The organism is Paenibacillus sp. FSL K6-2393 (assembly GCF_038002545.1).
Taxonomy (GTDB): domain Bacteria; phylum Bacillota; class Bacilli; order Paenibacillales; family Paenibacillaceae; genus Paenibacillus.
The window spans coordinates 3,098,487-3,122,791 of sequence record NZ_JBBOCU010000001.1 but is presented as its reverse complement, the minus strand read 5'-3'; the positions used below and the strand labels follow the sequence as shown (position 1 = coordinate 3,122,791).

20 protein-coding genes are annotated in these 24,305 nt (G+C 47.6%); 4 read left to right on the top strand and 16 right to left on the bottom strand.

Features of this window, described 5'->3' with window-relative positions:
- Positions 1 to 279: 279 nt before the first annotated feature.
- The gene (locus MHI14_RS13945; protein WP_341130555.1) at positions 280 to 1,296 is read left to right on the top strand and encodes a LacI family DNA-binding transcriptional regulator; all 1,017 of its coding nucleotides are present in this window, start codon (positions 280 to 282) and stop codon (positions 1,294 to 1,296) included.
- A gap of 229 nt (positions 1,297 to 1,525) precedes the next feature.
- On the opposite strand, the gene MHI14_RS13940 is transcribed toward MHI14_RS13945, so the two are convergent.
- The 3 genes from MHI14_RS13940 to MHI14_RS13930 are packed head-to-tail and all read right to left on the bottom strand — an operon-like array spanning position 1,526 to position 4,213.
- Entirely contained in the window at positions 1,526 to 2,419 is an 894-nt protein-coding gene (locus MHI14_RS13940; protein ID WP_339309674.1) for an NAD-dependent epimerase/dehydratase family protein, read from the bottom strand.
- 12 nt (positions 2,420 to 2,431) lie between these two features.
- The gene (locus MHI14_RS13935) at positions 2,432 to 3,202 is read right to left on the bottom strand and encodes an SAM-dependent methyltransferase (RefSeq protein WP_445670339.1); all 771 of its coding nucleotides are present in this window, start codon (positions 3,200 to 3,202) and stop codon (positions 2,432 to 2,434) included.
- A 30-nt stretch (positions 3,203 to 3,232) separates the two neighbouring features.
- Positions 3,233 to 4,213: a Gfo/Idh/MocA family protein gene (locus MHI14_RS13930; protein ID WP_341130554.1), complete on the bottom strand. Its 981-nt coding sequence runs from the start codon at positions 4,211 to 4,213 to the stop codon at positions 3,233 to 3,235.
- Between the two features lie 383 nt (positions 4,214 to 4,596).
- Here MHI14_RS13930 and MHI14_RS13925 point away from each other — a divergent pair, with 383 nt between their 5' ends.
- Complete coding sequence (locus tag MHI14_RS13925; protein ID WP_341130553.1) at positions 4,597 to 5,181, top strand: bifunctional transcriptional activator/DNA repair enzyme AdaA; 585 nt, start codon at positions 4,597 to 4,599, stop codon at positions 5,179 to 5,181.
- The gene (locus tag MHI14_RS13920; RefSeq protein WP_341130552.1) at positions 5,178 to 5,996 is read left to right on the top strand and encodes an SPL family radical SAM protein; all 819 of its coding nucleotides are present in this window, start codon (positions 5,178 to 5,180) and stop codon (positions 5,994 to 5,996) included. Before MHI14_RS13925 ends, MHI14_RS13920 begins: the two co-directional genes overlap by 4 nt.
- 167 nt (positions 5,997 to 6,163) lie before the next feature.
- Here the strand turns inward: MHI14_RS13920 and MHI14_RS13915 are convergent, their stop codons facing one another.
- The 6 genes from MHI14_RS13915 to MHI14_RS13890 all read right to left on the bottom strand — a co-directional run bounded on the left by MHI14_RS13915 (position 6,164) and on the right by MHI14_RS13890 (position 13,014).
- Positions 6,164 to 7,270, bottom strand: coding sequence for a Gfo/Idh/MocA family protein (locus MHI14_RS13915; RefSeq protein WP_133385126.1), 1,107 nt, complete (start codon positions 7,268 to 7,270; stop codon positions 6,164 to 6,166).
- A gap of 96 nt (positions 7,271 to 7,366) precedes the next feature.
- Positions 7,367 to 8,092: a ThuA domain-containing protein gene (locus tag MHI14_RS13910; RefSeq protein ID WP_076217226.1), complete on the bottom strand. Its 726-nt coding sequence runs from the start codon at positions 8,090 to 8,092 to the stop codon at positions 7,367 to 7,369.
- A gap of 70 nt (positions 8,093 to 8,162) precedes the next feature.
- Positions 8,163 to 9,335, bottom strand: coding sequence for a Gfo/Idh/MocA family protein (locus tag MHI14_RS13905; RefSeq protein ID WP_036613779.1), 1,173 nt, complete (start codon positions 9,333 to 9,335; stop codon positions 8,163 to 8,165).
- 54 nt (positions 9,336 to 9,389) lie between these two features.
- Complete coding sequence (locus MHI14_RS13900; RefSeq protein ID WP_133385128.1) at positions 9,390 to 10,439, bottom strand: LacI family DNA-binding transcriptional regulator; 1,050 nt, start codon at positions 10,437 to 10,439, stop codon at positions 9,390 to 9,392.
- 282 nt (positions 10,440 to 10,721) lie between these two features.
- The gene (glpX, locus tag MHI14_RS13895; RefSeq protein ID WP_091029562.1) at positions 10,722 to 11,804 is read right to left on the bottom strand and encodes a class II fructose-bisphosphatase; all 1,083 of its coding nucleotides are present in this window, start codon (positions 11,802 to 11,804) and stop codon (positions 10,722 to 10,724) included.
- 691 nt (positions 11,805 to 12,495) lie between these two features.
- On the bottom strand, positions 12,496 to 13,014 hold the full coding sequence (locus tag MHI14_RS13890) for a GNAT family N-acetyltransferase (RefSeq protein ID WP_340905020.1): 519 nt from the start codon (positions 13,012 to 13,014) through the stop codon (positions 12,496 to 12,498).
- A gap of 123 nt (positions 13,015 to 13,137) precedes the next feature.
- On the opposite strand from MHI14_RS13890, the gene MHI14_RS13885 reads away from it, so the two are divergent.
- On the top strand, positions 13,138 to 13,782 hold the full coding sequence (locus MHI14_RS13885) for a YczE/YyaS/YitT family protein (protein WP_133385130.1): 645 nt from the start codon (positions 13,138 to 13,140) through the stop codon (positions 13,780 to 13,782).
- An 81-nt stretch (positions 13,783 to 13,863) separates the two neighbouring features.
- Here MHI14_RS13885 and MHI14_RS13880 read toward each other — a convergent pair whose 3' ends face one another.
- The 7 genes from MHI14_RS13880 to MHI14_RS13850 form a co-directional block, all read right to left on the bottom strand.
- Positions 13,864 to 16,443: a X2-like carbohydrate binding domain-containing protein gene (locus MHI14_RS13880; protein WP_341130551.1), complete on the bottom strand. Its 2,580-nt coding sequence runs from the start codon at positions 16,441 to 16,443 to the stop codon at positions 13,864 to 13,866.
- A gap of 355 nt (positions 16,444 to 16,798) precedes the next feature.
- Positions 16,799 to 17,317 carry a (2Fe-2S)-binding protein gene (locus MHI14_RS13875; protein WP_341130550.1) on the bottom strand — a complete coding sequence of 173 codons (519 nt, stop codon included), beginning with the start codon at positions 17,315 to 17,317 and terminating at the stop codon, positions 16,799 to 16,801.
- Positions 17,314 to 19,755: a molybdopterin cofactor-binding domain-containing protein gene (locus MHI14_RS13870; protein WP_341130549.1), complete on the bottom strand. Its 2,442-nt coding sequence runs from the start codon at positions 19,753 to 19,755 to the stop codon at positions 17,314 to 17,316. Before MHI14_RS13870 ends, MHI14_RS13875 begins: the two co-directional genes overlap by 4 nt.
- A gap of 33 nt (positions 19,756 to 19,788) precedes the next feature.
- Positions 19,789 to 20,703 (bottom strand): FAD binding domain-containing protein, encoded by a 915-nt coding sequence (locus MHI14_RS13865; protein WP_091029548.1) that lies wholly within the window; start codon positions 20,701 to 20,703, stop codon positions 19,789 to 19,791.
- Positions 20,704 to 20,990: 287 nt separating this feature from the next.
- Positions 20,991 to 21,635, bottom strand: coding sequence for a nucleotidyltransferase family protein (locus tag MHI14_RS13860; protein WP_341130548.1), 645 nt, complete (start codon positions 21,633 to 21,635; stop codon positions 20,991 to 20,993).
- Positions 21,607 to 22,899: an XdhC family protein gene (locus MHI14_RS13855; protein WP_341130547.1), complete on the bottom strand. Its 1,293-nt coding sequence runs from the start codon at positions 22,897 to 22,899 to the stop codon at positions 21,607 to 21,609. The genes MHI14_RS13860 and MHI14_RS13855 overlap by 29 nt, the downstream gene beginning before the upstream one ends.
- Positions 22,900 to 22,929: 30 nt before the next feature.
- On the bottom strand, positions 22,930 to 24,252 hold the full coding sequence (locus MHI14_RS13850; protein WP_036613764.1) for a 5'-deoxyadenosine deaminase: 1,323 nt from the start codon (positions 24,250 to 24,252) through the stop codon (positions 22,930 to 22,932).
- Between the last annotated feature and the right edge of the window lie 53 nt (positions 24,253 to 24,305).

Here is a 24,305-nt window from a genome sequence, read left to right as displayed (position 1 = left end):
CTACATACACAGATTATCAAGAGCTCTACTTGAGTGTTGAATGCGTTTACATATTTTTAAAATAACAATAAACCACTTCATCAATTAGCTATGTATGTAGTTCCTCTATTCAGAAAATGGAACGTGCATGAGCGAATTCAACGAAATGGTTTATGTAGTAAATACGTTCAGAACCCTTTAGGGTTATCGGTAACCCTAACATAGCATGAGCCTATCTTGCTGTCAATTGGCATTATCCTATAGAATGGTAAGACTATGTTGCGGAAAGGTTAGATTCTAATGATTACCATTTACGATATTGCCAAAAAAGCCAACGTCTCCGCCATGACGGTCTCAAAGGTCATTAATCATACGGGCCGCATAAGTTCCGCGACACGTGAACGTGTGCAACAGGTGATCGACGAACTCGGATACATCCCGAACTCCAATGCGCGCAGCCTTGTGCTTCAACGAACCCAGATGCTCTCCCTGCTTATTACAGATATTACCAACCCTTTTTATACAACACTGGCCCGTGGTGCTGAAGATGCAGCCCATCTTCGTGGGTACCGTCTTTTATTTGGCAATAGTGACGAGGATTACAACAAAGAAAAGGATTACGTGGATGCGATTCTGTCTACTCGTGTGGATGGTGTACTCTATGCTCCGGCGGGGGATCGTTCTCTTCCTCATCTGAAACAGCTGCAGGAACGTCACATTCCGTTTGTCTTTCTTGATCGCACCGTACCTGGCATTACGTCAGATATGATTGCCGGAGATAGCCGGGAAGGCGCGATTGAGCTGATCCGCTACCTGGTGCAATTGGGGCACCGGCGCATTGCACTGGTCAATGGTTCTTCGGAGGTTTCTACCGCCAGACTGCGGGAGGAAGGTTATGTAGCGGGTTTACGTGAGGCCGGAGCTGATATCGATCCCGAGCTTGTGCTTCGAACCGGGTACCGGGATTTCAGCGATGAAGAAGGACTGGATGGACTACTCTCTCAACCGGATCAACCAACAGCCATTTTTGCCGCCAACAACATGCTGGCGATTGGGGTCATTCGGCTTTTGCTCAAACGAGGATTGCGTGTGCCAGAAGACATCTCCGTCGTGTGTTTCGACGATCTGGATCTGGCTTCTGCCTTTGATCCTTTTCTGACTGTAGCTGCACAGCCAGCATATGAATTTGGGTTTCAGGGAGTACAGATGCTGATTGACCGGATTGAAGGCAAGGCCCCTTCCGAAGCCCAAACCGTCATTCTACCGTCAGAACTGCGCATACGGGCTTCAGCTACTGCTCCACGTGAGCAAGAATAGAGTTAAGCACGTGAGTTGACTAAATATTATCGTGTAAATGATTAGTCCCACTTATCTAGATTAGTTCCCGTTCAAATTCGAAAAATGTACAACATAAACAGGGTGCACCGGAGATTACGCTCTGGTTGCACCCTGTTTGATGTTCATTCGTTAGAATGACCCGTTCGTCCGAACCGATTGGTTCGTCAGGTTCATTCAGTTTCATTTTGGTTCCATCCGAGCCGATATTCTACCGCTCCGACTGTAATGCAAGAGCGACCTCACGAACGAGTCCCGGGAACCATTCCATCAGAGGTTCGAACGTATAACCTGCTTGTTCTGCCTTGGTCGTCTCCATCGTCCATGATTGCTCAATTCCGAAGGGGGACATGTCCTCTTTCACCGTTTCCGTGAGGATCTGGGACTGCATACCCGTGACTGTCTCGATCAGATGTATCATGGCTGACAGCGTAATCGCACCCTTGGAAGCTGCATTCACCGGACCGGTAATGGACGAGTGTCCAAGCCAAGCGAGAAATCTTGCCGCTTCTGTGGAATTGATAAATCCAATCTCCGCATCCGGATTTGGCATGCCAATCGGTTTTCCTTTTTGCACATGTTCAATATGAAAATGAAGTCTTCTCGTATAATCATCAATCCCGAGTACAATGGGAATGCGCATCGCCACAACCGGGAAATCCGCTTCCTGGAAAAATACAGCCTCCGCAAGCCGTTTGCCTTCTCCATACGAAAAATCCGCCGCACTCCCATACTGTAATGGATATGTATACGGGTCAAAATCCGTTTCCTTAAATCCAGGTCTGGGATCACCGTACACCGAGAGTGTGGATGTCAGAACGTATCTTTTGGTGCGACCTGCAAAAGCTTCACATGCCGCTTTCGCTGCATCCGGTGAATAACAGATATTGTCGTACACAACATCCCACATGTCTGTCTGCGCAACCTCTGCCAGAGATTCCGGGTCTTCACGATCCATCTTGATTCGGTTTACTTCGGGTCCGAAGTCAACATCCGTTTTACCACGAGTTGCGACTGTGATCTGAGACTTCCCTTCCCACAGCAAGTGATCCACCAGACGTTTACCAAAAAAACGTGTACCCCCAAGTATAAGAACTTTATTCATCCAAAAAACCTCCTATCTTGTTCGATTATGTTTAACAATTTGAAGCATGGTGTGAGCGTTCCGTTGAAACTCATATGCTGTTGGTTCTTCGGATACCGTGTACCCAAGCTCTTCGAGTATTAATTTTAATTCATCCATGTGTTTGTAACGTTCGCCAGACAGATCCACTGTTGGAAAAATGCGAACTTCTCGTTTGCTCACACGCAGTAGTTCCATCACGGTTGCAAGATGAAAATCAACCTCCAATCGATCCGCATACGTAAACAGGAAATGGGCGGATAACGTCAGATCGAATTGTTCATCCGCAAAGGGTAGATTCGGGAGCACAGACGCCACATAACGGTCAGGAAACATTCTCATATCTGCGACGCAATCTGTAATGGCACGAGTTCGCTCTTCCTTTAACCCCTGGATTGATCCAAATTGATCCCACACATATATGCCTTGCACCGGTTCCATCTGTTTCATCGTATGCTCAATGTCCTGAAATCCCTTTACTTCAAGCTCGTCGATCTCGTATTTGTAGGCCATATCCACGGCCACGGGATCAGCACCCAACTTGCGCGCCTGGCTACTGAACGAACACGCTCCACCTGGACAATCCAGAATGGACTTGCCTGTAAGATCCTCCACAGTCAGGTTGAACATCTTCATATATTCCTCGAAGGTTCTTCCTATGAAAACAATTTGTTTCATTTCCAAACCACCAGAATCATTGAACTCCTGATCTTCTCGGCTGTTCTTCTGACACTCTCTACTGTTGCTCTGCTCATCTCTACTCATCTCGTCTCAGCTTCCTTTCCTGCGCTTGAATCAATCGTTAGGGAACACAAGCCCAATCTGCTTCCGAATCTGATCCATGACCTGCATCGTAACATAGGAGCGTTCATATGTGTTCATGTCAGACTCCTTTTTGCCTTCCTGAACCAGATTCACGAACTCCTCCACTTCATAATACATCGCCGGATGGGATTGTTCGACTGTGAGCTGCTCCACCGTACCGTCATTGTAACGTATCTCTGCATGTTCCGGTGAGCCAATCTTGTCAATGATGATGCTGCCCAGTTCCCCCATAATTTCGCTTGGTACATGAGAGTTGGAGATTTTGGAGTATGTAACGACCGCATCCATCCCATCATAGTCCAGCAGCACACTGCCTTGTCCATCCACGCCGGATTCCAGCATCATCGCTTGGGACTGAACCCGGTTAGGTGCACCGAACAATGTAATCAATGGATAGAGACAATACACACCGAGATCCATTAACGCCCCATTAGCGAGTTCAGGTTTGAACGCGTTCAGGACGATGCCTTCTTTGTACTTGTCGTAACGCGAAGAATACTGAGAGTATCCTGCTACGTATTTGCGGACAGGACCGATTTTATGCAGGTTAGACTGCACCATTTTGAACTGGGGAACAAGAGTAGATTTCATCGCTTCCATGAGCAGAACCTGATGTTCTCGTGCTGTATCGATAATACTCCGAACTTCGGCGCTATTTGCAGCCAGAGGTTTCTCGCACAATACGTGTTTACCGTTTCTCAGAAAAAGCTCAGCCTGCTCTGCATGAACCGTATTCGGTGTTGCAATGTAGACTGCATCAATCACATCACTTGCCGCCAACTCTTCCAGATCGGTGAAGCGGTGTTCAACATCATATTTATCTGCGAATGCATTAGCCTTATCTTCAGTTCTTGAATACACGGCGGTTAATTTAAAACCTTCAACCTGTGCTGCGGCTTCAAGAAGCCTTTCTGTAATCCAGTTGGTACCCACTACGCCAAAACGAACCATGCTTACCTACCTCTTTCATCTATAAATTTCATTTGAGTTCTATATGAGTTCAACTAAAGAATATTTACACTTACCACTCCGATGACAGAACAACCTTCCGATCGCTGTTATCCCCAGATTTTTTTGATTCCTTTTATAATGGGGTAAATCCGGGGATAAAGGCGAACGCTTCGCTTCTTCACGTTATTTCTGTCCTCTCCGTTCTCGTGTAGAAAGTTTTAGTTGAACCTATATAACCTTTATACCATCCTGTATATTGTAGCTCATATTTCGTTCAGATTGAAGGAAGGTACTTTATCCCAGATATTGATATCTTGCTTTTTAAGTTGAAACTTCGTCCATCCCTTGGAATCAGGGGTATAATTAGAGATGAGGTGATCACCGTGGAAAGTCCAGATCAAGATCGCATACTGCCTAATTCTATAGATGAAAAATACTGGCATGCCATCATCCACAACGATAATTCTTATGATGGAACGTTCTTTTACGGTGTGCAGACAACGGGGATCTTTTGCCGACCTTCCTGTAAGTCCAGAGCACCCAAAGCTGAAAATGTGCTGATATTTCAACATGTTGAAGAAGCATTGGCGCGAAAGTTCAGACCCTGCAAACGTTGTAAACCAACAGGCGAGCGGGTACCTGATCAGGAGTGGATATACGGAATCACGGATTACATCGAACATCATTACGCCGAACCTCTAACCTTGGATGTCCTTGCCACTGTAAGTCATGGCAGTCCTTATCATCTGCATCGTGTGTTCAAGCGAATTACAGGCCGCACACCGGTTCAATATATACAGGAAAAACGAATCACCGAAGCCCGGAAGCTGCTTGAACATACCAGACACACCGTCACCGAGATTGGCCGCCATGTCGGTATACCTAACTCAGCTTATTTCATTACTGTATTTCGCAAACACACAGGTCTCACACCTGCACACTACCGCGAAAGGCATGAGAACTTATGAAGACGAATCTTACTTACAAAGTACCCAAAACGTTACTCAACAAGGGGACAGGGTTCCTTAATGGATATACACATACACTGAATCCTTACACAGGCTGCGCCTTTGGTTGTTCCTATTGTTATGTCAGACAGATGCCTGTCTCCTTATTTCGTAAAGAGGATTGGGGGAGTTGGGTGGATGTGAAACAGGAGGCTTCTCGAATATTCGCCAAAGAATTGCAGCGTGCCTTAATGAAAGGGAAAGTCACTCTGTTCATGTCATCCAGTACAGACCCGTATCAACCCGCCGAATACAAGGAGTGTATCACGCGTTCATTGCTTGAAACGATGGTGCAGTATCCTCCTGATTTCGTATTAGTCCAGACCCGCAGCCCACTCGTTACCCGAGATATAGATCTGCTACAGAAGTTAGGTGACCGGGTTCGGGTCAGCATGACGGTGGAGACGGATCTGGACGATATGCGCAAGCATTTCAGTCCTTCCGCTCCCCCGATTGCAGGTCGCTTACGTGCATTGGAACAGTTGCGGGATGCCGGAATACCCACGCAGGTTGCGATTGCTCCCGTATTACCCAGCAGTGAACAGTTTGCAGCCATCTTGAGACCTCTGGTTCAGCGTGTATGCATTGACGATTATTTCATGGGTGATGGTAGCGAGGGCAAGCGCACCCGTCGACTCGGTATGGAGTCGCTCTATCAGCAAGTAGGGATGGAGCACTGGTATCATCCAGATGCGTATCAGACTGTGGTTCAGCGGATGAAAGACTATTTTGCCGAGGATGAAATCTGGATCAGTCAGGCGGGATTTGAGCCTTAATTGGTTATATAAGTTGAACTAAAGAATATTTACACTGGTCATTCCGATGACAGAACAACCTTCCAATCGCTGTTTATCCCAATTTTTTTGATTTAATAAAAAATAGCCCCTTTCCTTGTTCAAAGGAAAAGGGGCTATTTATCATGACATAAGCCATGATGGCTATCTTATTTATCCAATGTATACAATGGCAGGTCCACCGGCAACGCAGCCGGGCGCTGACATGAACTTTTCATCTGGTAGAATGTCTGTTCATCTGATGAATCATGGAATGCCCACATGGCCTCAAGAACATGGTATGCCAGTTCCCCACTTGCCCGGTGTGCACGTCCGCTATTAGCTGCATAGGCCATATCTGCCACACCAATCCCGCGTGTATTTTCCTGATACCCTGGGAGAAGCGGAACTTCCGTCCATTCATGCTCACCTAACAAACGGTAACGAACGGGACCGCCAAAGGTATTGGGGTCAGGCACCTGTAATGTACCGTGCGTGCCATATATCTCAATCGGTGGCAATGTACTTCCGCCAAATACGTCAAAACTCGTAATCAGTGTGCCAATAGCCCCCTGTTCAAACTGTAACAGACCGGTAACGTGAGTTGGAATTTCGACGGGAACCGTCTGGCCTCTCTTTTTCTCACTCGTAATCGTGCGCTCTTCCATCGCTTTACCTGTCATACCCGCAATGGACTTGATTGGGCCCATCAGTTGAACCAATGCCGTGAGATAGTACGGACCCATGTCAAACATTGGTCCACCACCAGAGGCGTAATAAAACTCAGGATCGGGATGCCAGTGCTCATGACCACGGCTCATCATAAATGCGGTCGCCGCCACCGGTTTGCCGATGACCCCTTCCTCCACCAATTGAAGTGAAGTCTGGATACCCGAACCGAAGAACGTTTCTGGCGCGCAGCCCACCAGCAGTCCCTTACGCTTTGCTGTTTCGAGCACGGCCTGCCCTTCTTCACGGGTAACAGCAAGCGGTTTTTCTACATAAACATGTTTGCCAGATTCAAGTGCCCGCAAGCATACATCCGCATGAACGGAAGGAATCGTCAAGTTGATGATCAGCTCAATCTCGGGATCAGCCAAGATTTCGTCGACGCTGTATACGTTAGGCACGTTATAGGCAGCAGCCTGCTCTTCGGCACGTTTCCGATCAAGATCCGCAACAGCAACAAGTTCCAGCACCTCGAACCGGTGACAGTTTTCCATATAAATACCGCTGATTTTACCGCAGCCAATAATGCCTACTTTCATTGTTTTCATGCCTGTGGCTCCCTTCGCCGTGGATCAGAAATGGTTTATCCATTGAGGATGAATGGTTAACACTGAAGTTACGTTTGCAATCAAACTACAATCTCATTAGTTCTGGTTGTCCGCCATACCTGTGTACACTTCGGTTGCTGAACTTACTCGACTCTTGGCAAGTTCTTTACCTGCTGCTGTCCATTTGAATCCACTGCGCATCATTTCAGTCACGGGTTTCATGTCTACAATGTCTGCATGGTGTCCCAGGGAGTTGTAGAATACCCGTCCTGCGCCCCAGCGTTTCGTCCAGACAACAGGCATATCTACGGGGCCATTCGCCGCATGCGGACCAGTCACCACTGGGAAACGAGTTGTTGCCAACACTTCCACTGCCGGGTCTACGTGCAGGTAGTACTGTTCACTTTTTACCTGAAAATCTTCAATATGATCCAATAACGGGCTAGAGCCACGCTTCATGTTTACCATGTACTCCACACCATCATTGCCTGGATGAGCAACCCATTGTCCACCCGTCATAAACTGCCAGTCTACGTTATTTCGGAAGGCATCACACATCCCGCCATGAAGACCAGCCAAGCCCACACCGCTCTGAACAGCCGCTGATACGTTATTGACGAGTTCTTGCTCAATCTGTCCCATTGTCCACAACGGCACGATCAGATCCAGACCCATCAGCTTCTCTGCATCCGCATAAGACTCCAACGTATTTGAGACTTCAACCTCGAACTGCTCTTCCTTCAAAATACGTTCAAAAATCGCTGCTACCTGCTCCGGTTCATGTCCATCCCAGCCGCCCCATACAATCAGTGCTTTACTCATCGTTTATTCACTCGCTTTCGCCTAGTTTAGTTGTGTTCAACCTTATTTCTGACGTCACTGTCTTGCTTGCTCACATCTCTTCAAGCGTCACCCAGCGCCGTTCTGTTACCGAACGTTCTACCGCTTCCAGTACAGCCTGACAAGCGACCCCATCGTGGAAACTCGGTGATGGTTGTCGTCCTTCAGAGATCGCTGTCACCAGCTCCAGCATTTCATGGGTGAACGTGTGCTCGAATCCAATCGTATGTCCGGCAGGCCACCAAGCTTCAGCATATTTATGTGCCGGATCGGTTGCCAGTACACGGCGGAATCCCTGTACGTCCTCTTCATCCTTTGTAAAATACACTTCCAGTTCATTCATCCGTTCAAAATCAAATCGTACACTGCCGAGACTGCCGTTAATCTCAAACGAGTTTGTACTCCGATGCCCCGCTGCAAAACGTGTAGCCTCGAAGCTGCCCAGCGCACCTCCTGCGAATCGTGCCAGGAACAGCGTAGCGTCGTCGACGGTCACTTCTCCTTTGGGTGCATCCGCATTCGAACTGCCCTTTGCACTCAGTCCGGTCATCTCTGCTGCAAGTGGTCGTTCTTTGATAAATGTTTCGCTCATGCCGATGACTTCCTGGAATTCACCAACAAGGAAACGAGCCAGGTCGATTAAATGCGCGCCCAGATCCCCGTGGGAACCGGAGCCAGCTACTTCTTTTTGCAAACGCCATACCAGCGGGAACGAAGGGTCCATGATCCAGTCTTGAAGGAAAAACGCACGGAAATGATAGATTTTACCCAGTCGACCACTCTCCACCAGATCTTTGGCCAACTGCACCGCTGGTGAGAAACGATAATTGAACCCGACCATATGTGCGACTCCAGCATCCTCTGCTGCCTGAAGCATCTCGCGCGAATCCGCAAGCGATAGGGCAAGTGGTTTCTCACAAAACAGATGTTTGCCCTGACGAGCCGCTTCCAACGCAATTTCCTTATGGGCATCACTTGGTGCGTTAATATCAATCAGATCGATATCATCCCGCTTCACTAGTTCACGCCAATCAGTCACACTTTCGGACCAGCCGAACTGATTCGCTGCCTCCTGTACTCCCTGCTCGTTACGTCCGCAGATCACAGACATCTCAGGCTGCAGCGGAGCAGACGGGAAAAACATCGGCAGACTGCGATAGGCATTACTGTGGGCCTTCCCCATAAACTTGTATCCAACCATTCCGACACGAAGACGATTTGACATGGTCATTTCCTCCTTTGGAATAATAAAAAGTCTTTCAATATGTGTACCAATAAACTATTGACGGATAGAAGAAGCACGGATGATCAGTTCGGTAGGCAACAACGCTCTCGCTGATTCGGTTACCGCTACAACAGAGTTATTCGCTTTATGTGTGTCACCCACAGACCCATGCATAAGCTTCGATGCTGCAAGTTCACCCATCTCAAAAAATGGAACCCTGACGCTGCTCAGCGGCGGAACCGCCATCTCGGCGGCATCAGAGTCGTCATAACCTACAAATGCCGGAAAATCCTCCACCCGGATTCCCCGCTCACGCAAACCATGCATGACCCCAATAGCCATCCGGTCATTGGCCGCAAATACAGCATCAATCTCATGTAGGCGATCTGCTACAATCGCTGCCGCCTCAATGCCACTCCGTCTACTATAATTCCCTTCAAGCAATAGACTCGGGTCCAGCTCCATACCTGCTTCTTGTAAGCCAAGACGGACACCTTCCATTCGCTCCTGGCTGTTGGAATAGCTGTCCGGACCATTGAGAAAAGCGATTTTGCGATATCCCTGATCCGTAAGATGACGTATGGCAAGCCTGCTTCCTTCCACATGATCCGCATCCACTTCCGTGAACGATTGGCCCTCAAAATGCTGATTCATGACACAGAATGGGTGTCCTTCCTGATGAAGCTGCTGCATGGCCGCCAGTTCTTCATGATCATCTCGGGCACCAAGGATAATACAGGCGTCCACTTTCTGACGCCGGAACAGATCCGTATAATTCATCACTTCACCGGGTGTCCGGAACATAACCAGCAGGTCCATGCCATTGTCTCTGGCTTTGCTTCCAATCCCACTCAGCATTTCCGAGAAAAAATACGCCGAGAACAGATGCGCCTTCGGAACATAAGGCAATACTACGCCAAGGTTCCCGCTTTTACTTCTGGCAAAACTGCGAGCAAGAGCGCTGGGCACATAGCCTAACTGTTCGGAAGCTTCAAGAACCTTGCGGCGTGTCTCTTCTTTAATAGGACCTACCCCATTAAGCACCCGGGAGACCGTCGCCTCGGAAACACCCGCAAGATCAGCCACTTCTTTACGAGATGCCATGAATTTCAACCCTTTCTAGCTCACCTATTAATGATGTAATAATTAAAAATCAATATTTATGTACGCGCGTACATTTTCTCATGCCATGTAACCGTTGTCAATGCTTTAAAACAAAAAAAAACAATGAGGGCTTGAGTTAATCCAAGCCCTCATTATGATCTTGCCAGAGATGGTACTTTCATTGAATCCGTGCCCCATTAATCTTAGGGGTTCAAGGTACTTATCAAACTCACTACAGCGATTTCAGTTGACCCTATTTGATCAATTAATAGAAAGTTCAGCTCACAACGTCGTTGTAACGCCAAGATCAACGGAGGATTGACTAAATTCAGCCTGTTCCATTGTTTTCACATGACTCGGAATGCGATCCGAGGGTTCTGGCGTGGATTGGAGCTGTCTTACTTTGTGCAGAACTTCTTTGTTAGGAAGGAAGTGTTGGGAACGAATAAACCGAATTGTTTTGGTTTTGGCACGCATAACAATCGAATCCGTCTCGGCACGATCATCCGCAAGATACCGTACCCCTCCCAAGATCTCACCTGGTGTCACACCTGTTGCGGCAAAAATGACGTCCTCCGTACCGATCATATCCTGCATCGTTAACACTTTGTAAGGATTATCAATCCCCATCTGCAGGCAGCGCTGGAATTCGTCCGCGTTGGCAGGCATCAGGCGACCTTGAATCTCACCCCCAAGGCAAGATAGCGCTGCGGCAGCCAGCACACCTTCTGGCGCTCCTCCAGATCCGACATAGAGATCAATACCCGCCTCGGGGAAGGCCGGTGCCATCGCACCCGCAACATCACCGTCACTGAGGAACTTGATCCGCACGCCAACCTTGCGCAGGGTCTTAATTGTGCTCTCATGTCGTACACGATCCAGAATCATCACAGTGAGATCCGAGATGTTTTTGTTCAATGCGGCAGCGGCTTTCTCCAGTGTGACTTCAACCGGGTCTTCAATGCTAACTTTGCCTACAAGTGCAGGCCCTACCGCCAGTTTCTCCATATACATGTCCGGTGCGTGGAGCAGGTTACCTTTTCCCGCCACTGCAATAACCGATAGAGCGTTGTTTAGTCCTTTGGCTACGATTTCTGTACCTTCGAGCGGGTCTACAGCCACGTCAACCTCAGGCCCCTCAGCGTTGCCCACTTCCTCGCCGATGTACAACATGGGTGCTTCATCCATTTCTCCTTCACCGATTACCACCGTGCCGCGAATGGACACGGAATCGAACATGGCGCGCATGGCCAAAGTAGCCGCTTCATCTGCACTGTTCTTGTCGCCTCGTCCCATCCAGGGTGCTGAAGCTAACGCAGCCAATTCTGTTACTCTGACAATTTCCAACGCCAGTTCGCGTTCCATTTTTCCCACTTCCTTTCCAATTTCCAAAAGCATAACGTGAAAGCGGTACTAAATCCATCGCAAATCCATATGAAATTGATCTATAAAAGGCGTAGTAGCGCCTTTCGAACGATTTATACCTTATTTATCCAATTAATATTTTGATCAATTTCACTTTTTTTTCGGCTGGTTTTAAGAGTCCAATCCTCCTGATTTATTACTTGAAATATTAATTTTATTTTCCATTTTCCGCTCTAAAACTAAATAATTCAACATGGTGGATTAACACGTCCGTTTCATGTGCAAAAAGTTCTTTTAACATGAGGTATATACAACTTATATACGGATTATTAAGAACGTAACGCTATCTAATAGCCTACAAACGAAAACGATTTTCGACTGGCGGCCCAAACGCAGAAATAAACTAATAAACTGCAATGATAATCCTTGAGATCAGCCTGCTCCCTTGACGGTTATTGAGCTAATTTATACAGTCAATTATGTATTAATCAGGCCTTTAACTTTTGCTAAAGCCATAGATGCAGCTTATGAGGGGCATCGAAAATAATAAGTTTACATAATATTTATTATGTATTATTTTTTCGTCGATTTCTTCATTTAATGATTCAACGGTTCTGGCAAAACATAAAAAAGCCCGAAAGAATTCTGCTCAATAGCATTTTTCTTTCAAGCTTTCCCCTCGATGATCCAGTTACAGTATCGTTTTGGTCATTATAAAATCAATCTGTTCCTCATCTCCCATGTAAAACGCATGGGCTCCTGTCTGTACAAACCCCATCTTTTCATAAAATGCGATGGCATTTTCATTTTTCTCCCACACGCCTAACCAAATATTCGTTTTGTGATGTTCTGTTGCCATCTCTATGGCTTTATGGAGTAGCACTTTACCAAGGCCATGTTTTTGGAACTCTTTCTTGATGTACACCCGCTCGATCTCAAGGGATTCCACGCCCATCTTCTCAGACTGAGCATCATTGATATTTACCTTCATGTACCCTGCCACTTTATGGTTGACATAAATAAAAAGAAATTGTGAATCCGCAACGGACAGTTCCGTTTCCAATTGCTCCCGATTAAACGCCTTTTCCAGATAAGCTTTCATATTTTCGGGTGAATTTTGCGCTTTAAACGTTTCATTAAACGTCTCATAACTAATCTCCTGCAGTTCACATACATGTTCAATGGTACATATCTCTATACGAATCGTCATCTATATTCACATTCCTTTAACAAGTTAATCGTTTGTTGCAAATGCACTAAAAAAGGGTTACATTGAATTTAGCTCAATTTTGTTGTATTTGCAACATAATTTCTAAAAAAGAGGTCGAATGAATTGAAATATGTACTTTTTGTCGCAGGTATTCTAATCTTAACACTTGGCATTTCCCTTACCATCCAATCTGAACTGGGTACCTCTCCGTTTGATGCACTTCTGGTAGGGCTGTCACATCATGTAGGACTTAGTGTAGGTAGCTGGGAGGTCATCATTGCTTTCCTATTAATTGGATGTAATTCGCTTTTGAAGCAGCAAAAACCCGAGTTTCTGGGGCTCATCACCGCATTCATTACTGGTGTGGGGATTGATATCTGGCTTTATGTATCTGATTCCTTGATCACACCCGAAGTTTGGTACAGCAAATTAATGACTTTTGTCATTGGTTTAGTGATCATAAGTATCGGCACGGCAATTTATTTACAGACCAATTTTGCACCCATTCCGATTGACCGCTTAACATTAATCTTGCATGAAATCACTCGAACTCCCTTATTTGTATCGAGAACATTCATTTACCTTGTATTTTTAATTCTGGCGTTTCTGCTCAGTGGACCGATCGGGCTTGGAACGTTGATAACCGTATGTTGTGCAGGTGTGCTTCTTCAGTTAATCATGGGCCATACGAAAAGGATAATAGATCGCATATTAACAGACATGGACACATCGTCACATACTAGAAGTGAAAAAGAACATTCCGTCTAATCGGTGTACACCTTCTACACCATAAAAAGGCTGAATCAGAGGTTTAACCCCTGATCCAGCCCATCAACCGTTCATTATTCCTTAGGGCTCAATTCCCCATACCAGCTGACCATTCACATACCCGGTAACCTTATCGTGGTTTGCGAACTGACTACCGGATGCCTTGAACGAGTAATCGTTAGTCTGTGTGTAATTCGACCAATTGTTTTTGGAAAAGCGTGCTTGAACCTCTGCGCTCTGGCCCGCATTCAGTGATCCCGCCGCACTTGTAAAGCCCACTTCAAGATAATGATCCGCTCCGGCAACTGGAGTCGCCAGTTTAACAAATTGACTCGTTACATTCGCACTGCCCATACTGGCCCAGTCGGACCAGAAACTCTGAGCATCTTCCCCGTCAATTGTATAGTAATACCGGAGTTTTACATCACTTAACGGAATAGCCGAATTACCTGAGTTGACCAATTTGAACTTGGGTGAGACGCCGTTGGTGGATGCACTTGTATTGCCGTTAAATGCTTGAATCGTCAAATCCCCTGCTGGCACAGTAACGGTGCTGTCTACGACGTTCACCGTTAGCACAGCGTCATTTCCTCCATTGAAGTGAAAGGTCAATACGTTCTGGCCCAGCGGAAGCGTGGCAAGATAGGATTTGTTCAGAACAACAGCAGAGCTGGATGCTGTATAATTCTGACCCGCTACAAGTGTAACATTCTCCTTTGTGATGCTTGTAAGCTGACGGCCGTTTAAGGTGAGAGATACGGAAATATCCTGTGCGGGATTCGTTGCTTTATCAAATGTTGCATTCACAGGAGAAATCACAGCATTGGTACTCGATGTTGAATCCACAATTTTGATTTTTAACACAGGGTCCTGACCTTGATTAAAATCCAGAACAATCGAATGCTCACCAACTGGCAGGGTTGCCAGATAAGCTTTTTTCAACAGCAATGTGCTTCCGTTCAAGGTATAGTCTGTCGTTGCGGTCAATGCATTGTTGCCTGCCCGGAGAGCAATTAGCGTATTGCCGTTTGCATTCACGGTTACGGTTTTATCGCTTTGATTGGGTGTGTATTTGTCAAATTCAACGTTTCCAGGTGTGATGGATGCACTGGGGTTGGGATTGTTAACCTTTAGATTTGGCAGCTCATCCAACGTAATGACATAATCACTTTGATAAAGCGTTTTCAATGTTGCCGGGTAATTAAAAGCTGAACTCATCAGATGCTCGCCATACCAAGGGCAGAAGTACAGCCATCCTGATTTCTCCTCGGTCAGATTTTTCACGCTTGGAATCGTGTCGTTCTCCGTCATGGCTACCATTTTCGTACCACCTGTCAACTCAACAAGCTTATAGAAAATCGAGGTAATCGCATCCTCATTCGGTACGCCAGACAAACCGTCATAACGGTTGTAGATCGTATTGTATTTATCATATCCCACCAGATCTACCTGATCATCACCCGGATACCAGGCAGGAGAAGTGCTGTATACGTAGCTGTTGTATGTCCAGATCAGATTATGCAAGCCATACGTCTCGGTCAATTCGGTATAAAGCAGATCCCATAGCTCTTTGTACACTTCTGCGCCTGCCGAAGCCCACCAGAACCATGCACCTTCCCCGTTCAGTCCGCCGTTGCCTTCTGCTTCATGATATGGACGGAACAGAACCGGCACGTTGTTGTCCTGCAAAATTAACAGTTGTTCTGCCAGATCCTCAATGGTCATCATCACGTATTGATGCTCTTTCGTACCGGGAATTACCGCATTGGCTGTATTAAAATTCGTTTCTGTTGGCTTGTAGGTAGCCTCTTTCCAATCCACAAAGTCCCCGAGCTCATACGTATTGAAATTACGAGGCACATTGATATGCCAGGAAGCTGTTGCAATACCTTCACGGTTATTCACCCAATCAATCATGCGATCGGTTGTACCGTCCTCCCAACCATACAACGGATTATAGTTCATCAGATCAAAGCCACGGATTGCCGGATACTTTCCAGTCAGATCATGAATCCATTCGAATTCAAGCTCTGTATCTCCGTCATTCCCTCCTCCATAGATCTCTTGCTGACCAGAAATAATGTTGTTTCCGTATACCTCCGTTAAATAATTCATCAAAATTTGAGTTTCCGGTGTAGCTTCAGGATCAGTGAGAACTGGCTGCACATTCAGGGGATCCAGATCAGCATGATCCACTGTAAAAGTATCAAAATACGCGAAGCCCCAGCCAGCCTTCAGCTCAATCGTGTTGGCACCCTGATTCAACTTGTGAAAGCCAAAATCGAAGTCTGACCATGTTGTTGTGTAAGGCAGCATATACGCCCCTTTCGTAACACCATTCACGATTAAATTTTGTGACCTGCCATCTGCACTGAGCTCCTGCATATATCGTGTGGAGATCGCGTACATGCCGGTTTCCGGGACAGTAACTGTGAAGGTTAATGTGCCAGAGTTCTGCATCCAGACAAATCCGGCACCTGAGAATCCGGGCTTGGGTTGCCCATAGATTGAAGTAACCACTTGAAGATCCGGGGTGAGCTGCGCATCTTCGCTTTCGATGGTGAACAATGGTGTGTCTGCATGAACGGGCGCTGTCATTAATCCAATCAGTAGGGCCAATGCCAGCATCATTGCGGTTGCCTTTTTGAGCAAATTTTTCATCAATTCCATCTTCCTTCCCAAGTGAAATATGATAATGAAATGTCAATGAACCCATTCATGATGGCGCTTTCATTTTAAACATAGCATGCGCATCAATTTTTGTAAATATATGGTGAATGAGAATGTTTGAAATTCTTTTGTACCAGTACTTTGAACATTATATTTCCTTTCTCTCATCCGACTTGATAATTGACGAAAACGGTTCATAATCTAATCAATTTAGCGTATGAAACTTCATCTCACATTAGATGTGTACTTGAAAGAAAAACTGATAAACAACAAAAAAAGCATTCCTATTCGGATGCTTTTTCACGTATGTTTCTTCAATTGCCCTTGCTTATGTCTGCGTCCCGCCTCAACTTACGGTTTCCTCGGCTGATTTTTCCTTTACCGCACAACGTTCCCCTGCCTTGCGTACCGCCCGAATAATGCCACCGTAGCCGGTACAACGACACAGATTCCCGCACAATCCCGATTCAATCTGTTCTTGAGAAGGCTCAGGATGTGCATCCAGTAATGCCTTGGTTGAGATCACCATGCCCGGAGTGCAGTAGCCGCACTGGAAGCCACCTTCCTCCACAAAAGCTTGTTGGATCGGATGCAGAGTGCCTTTCTCCTCGCCGTGCAGGCCTTCAATGGTCGTAATGTCACTGCCTGCACATTGATAAGCCATGACAAGACAGGAGTTTACGGGCTCTCCATCCATCAGAACCATACATGCGCCGCAGCGACCAACTTCGCAGGATACTTTGGTACCCGTTAGTTGCAAATGAGTCCGAAGCATATCGACAAGTCGGGTCGTTTGCGCGATCTCCAGATGTTTTTCTTCGCCATTCACAACGGCTGTCCAGTGATTCTCAAGTGGTTTACTCATGATGGGCTCACTCCTTCCTGCAAAGGTACATTTAAAGGTCTGACCAGTTGTTCCCTCGGTACAGGAAGACGGTTAACCCATACACCTGTCGCCTGGTGAATTGCGGCTGTAATGGCCGGCGCAAGCGCTACGGAGCCAATCTCACCGATCCCCCTAGGGCCGAATGAATCACCTTCGGGCAAGTCTTCAATAGCTTCAACCTCCAGATTGGTATGAATATCCTGAATGGTTGGGATCAGATACGTATCGAGATTAGTGGTTACATAACGGCTGTCCTGCATGACCGCATCCTCGGTCAACGTGAATCCAAGTGCCATGACACTGCCGCCTTCAATCTGTCCGATAAAGCCCATAGGGTTGATCACCGGGCCTGCCGCAACAACATGGCGTGTATCAAGAAGCTTGGTTTCTCCGGTCAAAGTATTCACTTCCACCTCTGCCGCAACCGCCGCATACGTATATAAATAATGCCCGCCTACCACATTGTCTGGCGTAGTTGGGTAATCAAACTTTGTATCGAAAATCCATTCATCGGCTTCACTCTGCATCGCGAGTTCAGCATACGAGATAACTAAGCCTGAAGGGGCTTCCTCTTTCGCCAAGTATTGAGATGCACCTAAATAACTTTCAGCAATTTGAGTACTTCCAGTCCCTTCAGCAACGATCTCAGCCACTTCAATTCTTTCAGCCTTTTCTGGTGTTTCCGCTTCTGAACTTTCGGCAGGAAGCTGGCCTTTACGCCATATACCACCAGGCCCTGTCACCAGTTCATCTGCCGGAACGCCGGACATTTCAGACGCGACAGCGAGAACACGGGAACGAAATGGAGTCTGCAGTCGTTGAAGAGCCATCCATGCCATCGTTGTTGAACGTGAAGCTGTACTTGATCCGCTGTGTGGCACACGATCCGTATCTCCAATGATGATACTGAGATCCGATGTACTGCATAGGAATAGATCACATAACATAATTTCCAGCGTTGCAATTAGCCCTTGACCGAATTCCTCGTAGCTGAACGCCACCTCAATCTTTCCTTCGTTATTCAGGGACAGACGGCCTCCCGCAGGGTCCGGAATCCCGTATCCCAGCCCTGCACCGTGCATGGCGATGGCTGCTCCGACTCCACGCTTGATCCATGGCGGCAGAGAAGGATCTGCCGGGGGTTGCTGATGTTTTTGCCACAGTTCGGAGCGATCCAATGCCTCCCATACTTGGGACAGTCCATCCGTGACCAGAATGCGTTGATTCAGCGGGCCGGGATCATTCTTTTCCCTCATATTACGTCTGCGGAACTCCCAAGGGTCCATGTTCATGATATCCGCAAGCCGATCCATCTGGCCTTCCATGGCAAAAATCGCCTGGTTCCCGCCAAATCCGCGAAACTCACCTGACAGTCCGTTATTCGTATACACAGACACACCTTCCACATCCACATGAGGGATGGCGTATGGTCCTAGACAATGCTCGGTACAGAAATTCAGCACCGGTGCACCCAATGTGGCATACGCTCCCGTATCTGCTGTAATACGGACACGATGCGCTTGGATGATACCTTCCTGGCTCATACCGGTCTTCATTTCAATCTTCATTGGGTGCCGTTTCAATCCTGCACGTACAGATTCTTTACGTGAATTATGCATTTTTACAGGACGCCAGCATCTCAAGGCCAGTAATGCACCATAGGGCTGTACGTTGAGTTCATCTTTTCCGCCAAATGAACCACCAATCGGTGAAGACACCACCCGAATATCTTCTTCAGGACAGCCAATAATACGCGCAAGCTGCATCCGGTCTTTATAGCCATGTTGCGTTGCCGCGTATACATTCAGCCTTCCCTCTTCATCCGGGACAAACAGGCCACCTTCTGTCTCCATGTAAGCATGCATCTGGCGAGGCGTATAATACGTCTCAGTCACGATATGATCACAAGTGGCAAAAGCTTGCTCGGTATCTCCACGTTTGATCTCCGTGCGATGCAGCACATTACCTGGACCATGCTCATGCAACTCTGGTGCTCCGGGAGCCAAGGCAGCGTCTGTACTATTCAGTGGAGCGAGTTCCTCATACTCTACGCGAATCGCATCCAGCGCAAGTGCCGCACGTTCCGGAGAATCCGCAGCAACTGCTGCTATGGCATCCCCAACATAACGTACAATATCCTCGCAGAACACAGGCTGATCCGGGGTCGCTATGCCAAAACGATTCAGACCAGGTACATCTTTGGAAGTCAGAACCGCATAGACGCCATCCAACGCCTCAGCTTCCGAAGTATCTATAGACAATATGCGAGCATAAGGATATTCGCTTCGCAATACTCTGCCATGAATCATGTCAGGTAGCGTCATATCCGTCAGATATTGAAGCTGCCCTGTTACTTTGGGTGCCCCATCTGGCCGCAAGTGCCAGCGTTTCCCGCTCTGTTTCCGATTCAGCAGCATGATCCCTCTCCCCCTTTGCTTGATCCCATTCATTTATTCGTGAAGTGCCTCCCATAGCCCAGCGCCAAGCATATTGCCTGCGGTCTGTTTGCGATAATGTTCTGTTGCAAATGTATCGCCATAAGTCGTAAATTCGGCAGCCACAGCAGTTGCAAGAGTCGCCGCTTGCATGACAGTAGCTTCACTACCAAGAAGCTGTTGTTCCGACTCCAGAAGTCGCATCGCCATGCCTGAACCCCCGCCCGCAGCAATCGCAATCTTGGTCCAGCGGTTATCCGAATCAATTTCTCCATACAACGCAACCGTCACCAGCGATGCACTGAACGTCTCCCGTCGACCCAACTTGCGGTAAAAGGAAACTTCTCGTACAGCAGGCCTATGCCCACTGTCCACATTAAGCAGAGAGGACGGTCTCATCGGGATATGAATAGAGATTAATACATCCCCGGGATTACGGCTGCCATCCCGTCCACCCTGAAGCCAGGAAGACACACTGCGGATCTCAATTCCGCTGTCCGTCAACCAGTGCAGCTTCGCATCATATACAAGCAAAGCAGGCAGCGTATCGCCTACTCCGGACACAATATTTCCGCCAATGGTTGCCACATTACGAATGGAAGGGGCAGCAATTGCATTCACCGCTTCTTGCAGGATCGGCAGTTGATGCAACAACGCTTGTGAAGCACATTTCTTTAATCGGGTCATTGCGCCAATGACTATCTCATTTCCACGATTAGATATACCACTCATTTCAGGAATACAAGCCAGACTAATCATGTGTTCAGGCGCTTGAACCAAGCCACCCTCCCACTGGGTTCGCAGCAATGTTCCGCCTGCCGTAAAACAACATATTCCCTTGAGTCTACTTCTTAACGCTTGGAGTTCTTGCAGGTTCTCAGGCTGCCATACCGATGGCAATGCTCCAGAACCGTATGCCGGTGTGACCATCGCTGCATCCCCTTTCTCTCTCTTCCTTGGGCAGGAAATTCAACCGTCTGATCCAGATAATTCTTCAAATCATATGAGAGTTCGGCAGCAACGTCAATTACCTTTACATCGTTTTGGATAAATGTATAAAACCTGCGTTCCATTTGTGCTTGATGCATCATGATCTATCGAAAGCTAACACAGACTCTCTTTCATCACATGATAAAAGAAGACAAACAGGCCAACCAGACTGCCTGGCTGACCTGTTCATGTCATTAAATTAAACATAATTTTTCATCTTCTCCTGTTCATGAGTCTGTCTGCTCCGATTCATATACATGATTCAAAATGCGTTCCAATTCCGGTTCCGTATCCGCATCCCAGAAACTAGTCTCAGACAGTGGTACATGTACACCTGAATAGTTAGCGCTGCGCATAATCTTGCGTGCCCCCTCATCTCCATGCAAGGACAACAGAGGTCCGAACATATGGGAGCGAAAAGCAACGGGCGGCTTGCCTCCCTCACCGTCGGTAGCTGCGACATAGTCACACAGCTTGTGGGTAGCCAGTGCTGTCGTCACCCGATTAATATCCTGCGTTTTTAACAAAGGCTGATCACCCAGTAACATGAGAATGCCCTCCGGTTTGTACTCCATGGCCGACAATACGCCAGAATGAAGAGAATTGGCCATGCCGCAAGCATAGTCTGCACAGGCCACAATTCGAAGTCGCGCTGTGGGATGGTAAGCATATGCGGCTGAATCAATCCATTTTACAGGCAGCCATGCCAATGAATCTTCCGGTTTGACTACACAGACCACTTGATCCAGCTCCGAATTCAGCGCAGCTTCCAGCGACCAAGCAGCCAGTGACCTCCCGTCTGGCATGACAACCGAGAGTTTATCCCGACCAAGGCGACAACTCTTACCTGCTGCCAGAACTATACCCGTCATTCGCATGTGCAACGCTCCCCTTCTGCGCCTCAGAACTCAAGGAAGAAACCTTATGTTTACATGCGATCAATTCCGCTGCAATACTGATGGCGATCTGTTCGGGACCGTCTGCTCCGATGCTCAAACCAACGGGAGAATGTACATATTTCAACGGTGGTAAGCCATCCAGCAGACGGGCTGTTCGTGTTTTGGAACCCATGATGCCAAGATACGTATACTCACAGTCCACTAACATCTCCAGCAGTTCACGTTCGCGAGGAAAGTTGTGACTCATCAAAATCAAATAATCTCCTTTGTGCACGTTTAACAAAGGCATAATCTCACGCGGGAAACCCGTTTCTAGTTCAGCTTCAGGGAACCTTTCCGAGGTGCATAAGGACTCTCGCCAATCGGCTATCACAACACGGAATCCTGCGGATTGGGCGAGTTTTGCAACAGGAATAACATCATTCCCGGCTCCGATGATAATCAGACGTGGTTTAGGTGTGTACAGCGAAGTAAGTTGCTGCGGGAGGTCCCAGGAATTCGTTGAAAACTTATCGTTTGTCAATATTTCAGCATCAGACTCAGAGATATGTTGTGAATCACCAGATAAATGGGAAGAATGAGATCCGTTTGACGTAACAGGTGCCACTTCAGGCACAAGCGTAAGGCGAGGTATATCGGAAGAATGTTGTGTTGATGCCGTATGTTCATGCTTGATATCCCCACTGCTGTGCTGGACATCAACCTGCAATGAAGCTGGATTATTGTTCGTCACGCGATCATGAGGAGGGACGAGCGAAGGACGCAAGATCGGCTCGCGCCGGGTATCTGTTGGCTCAATCCGTTTCCAGTCATATCGAACCCTTGTATACTCATCCTGAAATGTTCGGGTTAACACTATCGCAGAGCCGGATTGCAAACACGCATGCATTTTCTGCAAAGTAGATCGGAGTTCACCACACACAGGTTCAAGCAGCACAACAACAAGTCCGCCACAGCCAATCGTCGCCCCCCAGGACAGATCATCCTCGGGACGCATGTCGTACTCCGCAAATTCCATCTGCATTGTATCCAGCACATGGCTCACCCGGGCCTGAAGATCACTCTCCAGGCATCCCGGACTGATACTGCCATACATTTGCCCATCCTCGGTCAACAGCATAGAGACTCCCTGCTTACGGTAAGCATGACCCTCTACCTTGATCGCTGTTGCGAGCACGCAGCGCGTATCACGGGCTGCAATTGCACACAGATCATGCATTTCCATATCGGTCTCCATCCTTTCTGGAATCGCATAAGCTTCCTTCGATCAGATGCGCTTCATCAATCTCGCAATGCTTTTATCCGACTCACGCAGCACAATGCCACGATCAATCGTCTGAATCTTGCGATTCTTGAGTACAATGCTGCCATCAATAATAACGGTATCCACACAGCTGCGTGTTGCGGAATACACTACGCGGGAATAGACATCCGTCTCATAGGAAGGATACGTGTGGAAATCATCCAGATCCAGCAGTAGCATATCTGCCTTTTTGCCCACTTCGAGACTGCCAATTTCCTTCGACAAGCCAAGCACCTCTGCACCGCCCATGGTAGCCATGCGTAATACGGTCCGGGCATCCATCACCGTTGGTCCATGAGGAATCTTCTGCATCAGCGCTGTGAGGCGCATCTCCTGAAACATATCCAGATTGTTGTTGCACGCTGCACCATCAGCACCAATCCCAACCGCGATCTGACGATTCAGCAGATCCGGAATATCCGCTACCCCGGAAGAAAGCTTCATATTTGATCCAGGACAGTGAGTGACTTTGACACCACGTTTGCGGATGATTTCCTTCTCTTCCTCACTCAGCCATACACAGTGGGCCAGCACCAATCTTGGGGTAGCCAGACCGATATGATCGAGGTATACGATGTTACGCATCCCGCGTTCGTGTTCTACCAGTTCGATCTCTCCACGATTCTCGGAGGCATGGGTGTGGACTTTGACATGATATTTATTAGACAGGTCGCGTACCTCCACCAGCAATTCTTCGGTACACGATACAACGAAGCGTGGACAGAAAGCATACTGAATGCGACCTCCGCCAAACCCGTTCCATTTTTCCAGCAGATCCACACTCTGTTGCAACGAAGTTGCTGTATCCTCACGCAGAGGTTCCGGAACCTCGTCTCCATGATCCATCATCACCTTGCCGGAGATGACCCGGATGCCGCTCTGTGCCATCGCCTGAAACGCCGAGTCTGTGTGATGTACCGTCTCCATATCCAGAATGGTCGTGGTTCCACTGGAGATTAATTCACCCAATCCGAGCATCGCTGAATAATATACAGACTCCTCGTCATGTGCTGCTTCCAGCGGCCAGATACGTTGACGGAGCCAATCCATTAGTTCCAGATCGTCCGCACGTCCACGGAACAAGGTCTGACACAGATGAATATGCGTCTGGATGAAACCTGGCAACAACACTTTGCCGCGAGCATCAATGACTTGGTCAGCTTGCACGTCGATGTGCGCTGCAATCTCCTTGATTTTGTTATCCTCTATTAACAGATCTCCGATGAACACTTCCTCTTCTGCATTCATCGTCACAAGCTGTGCGCCTTTCAGCAGGATCGTTCCCATGCCAATCTCCCCTATCTGTGTCTGTCTATATAGTACAACTCATACATATTTAC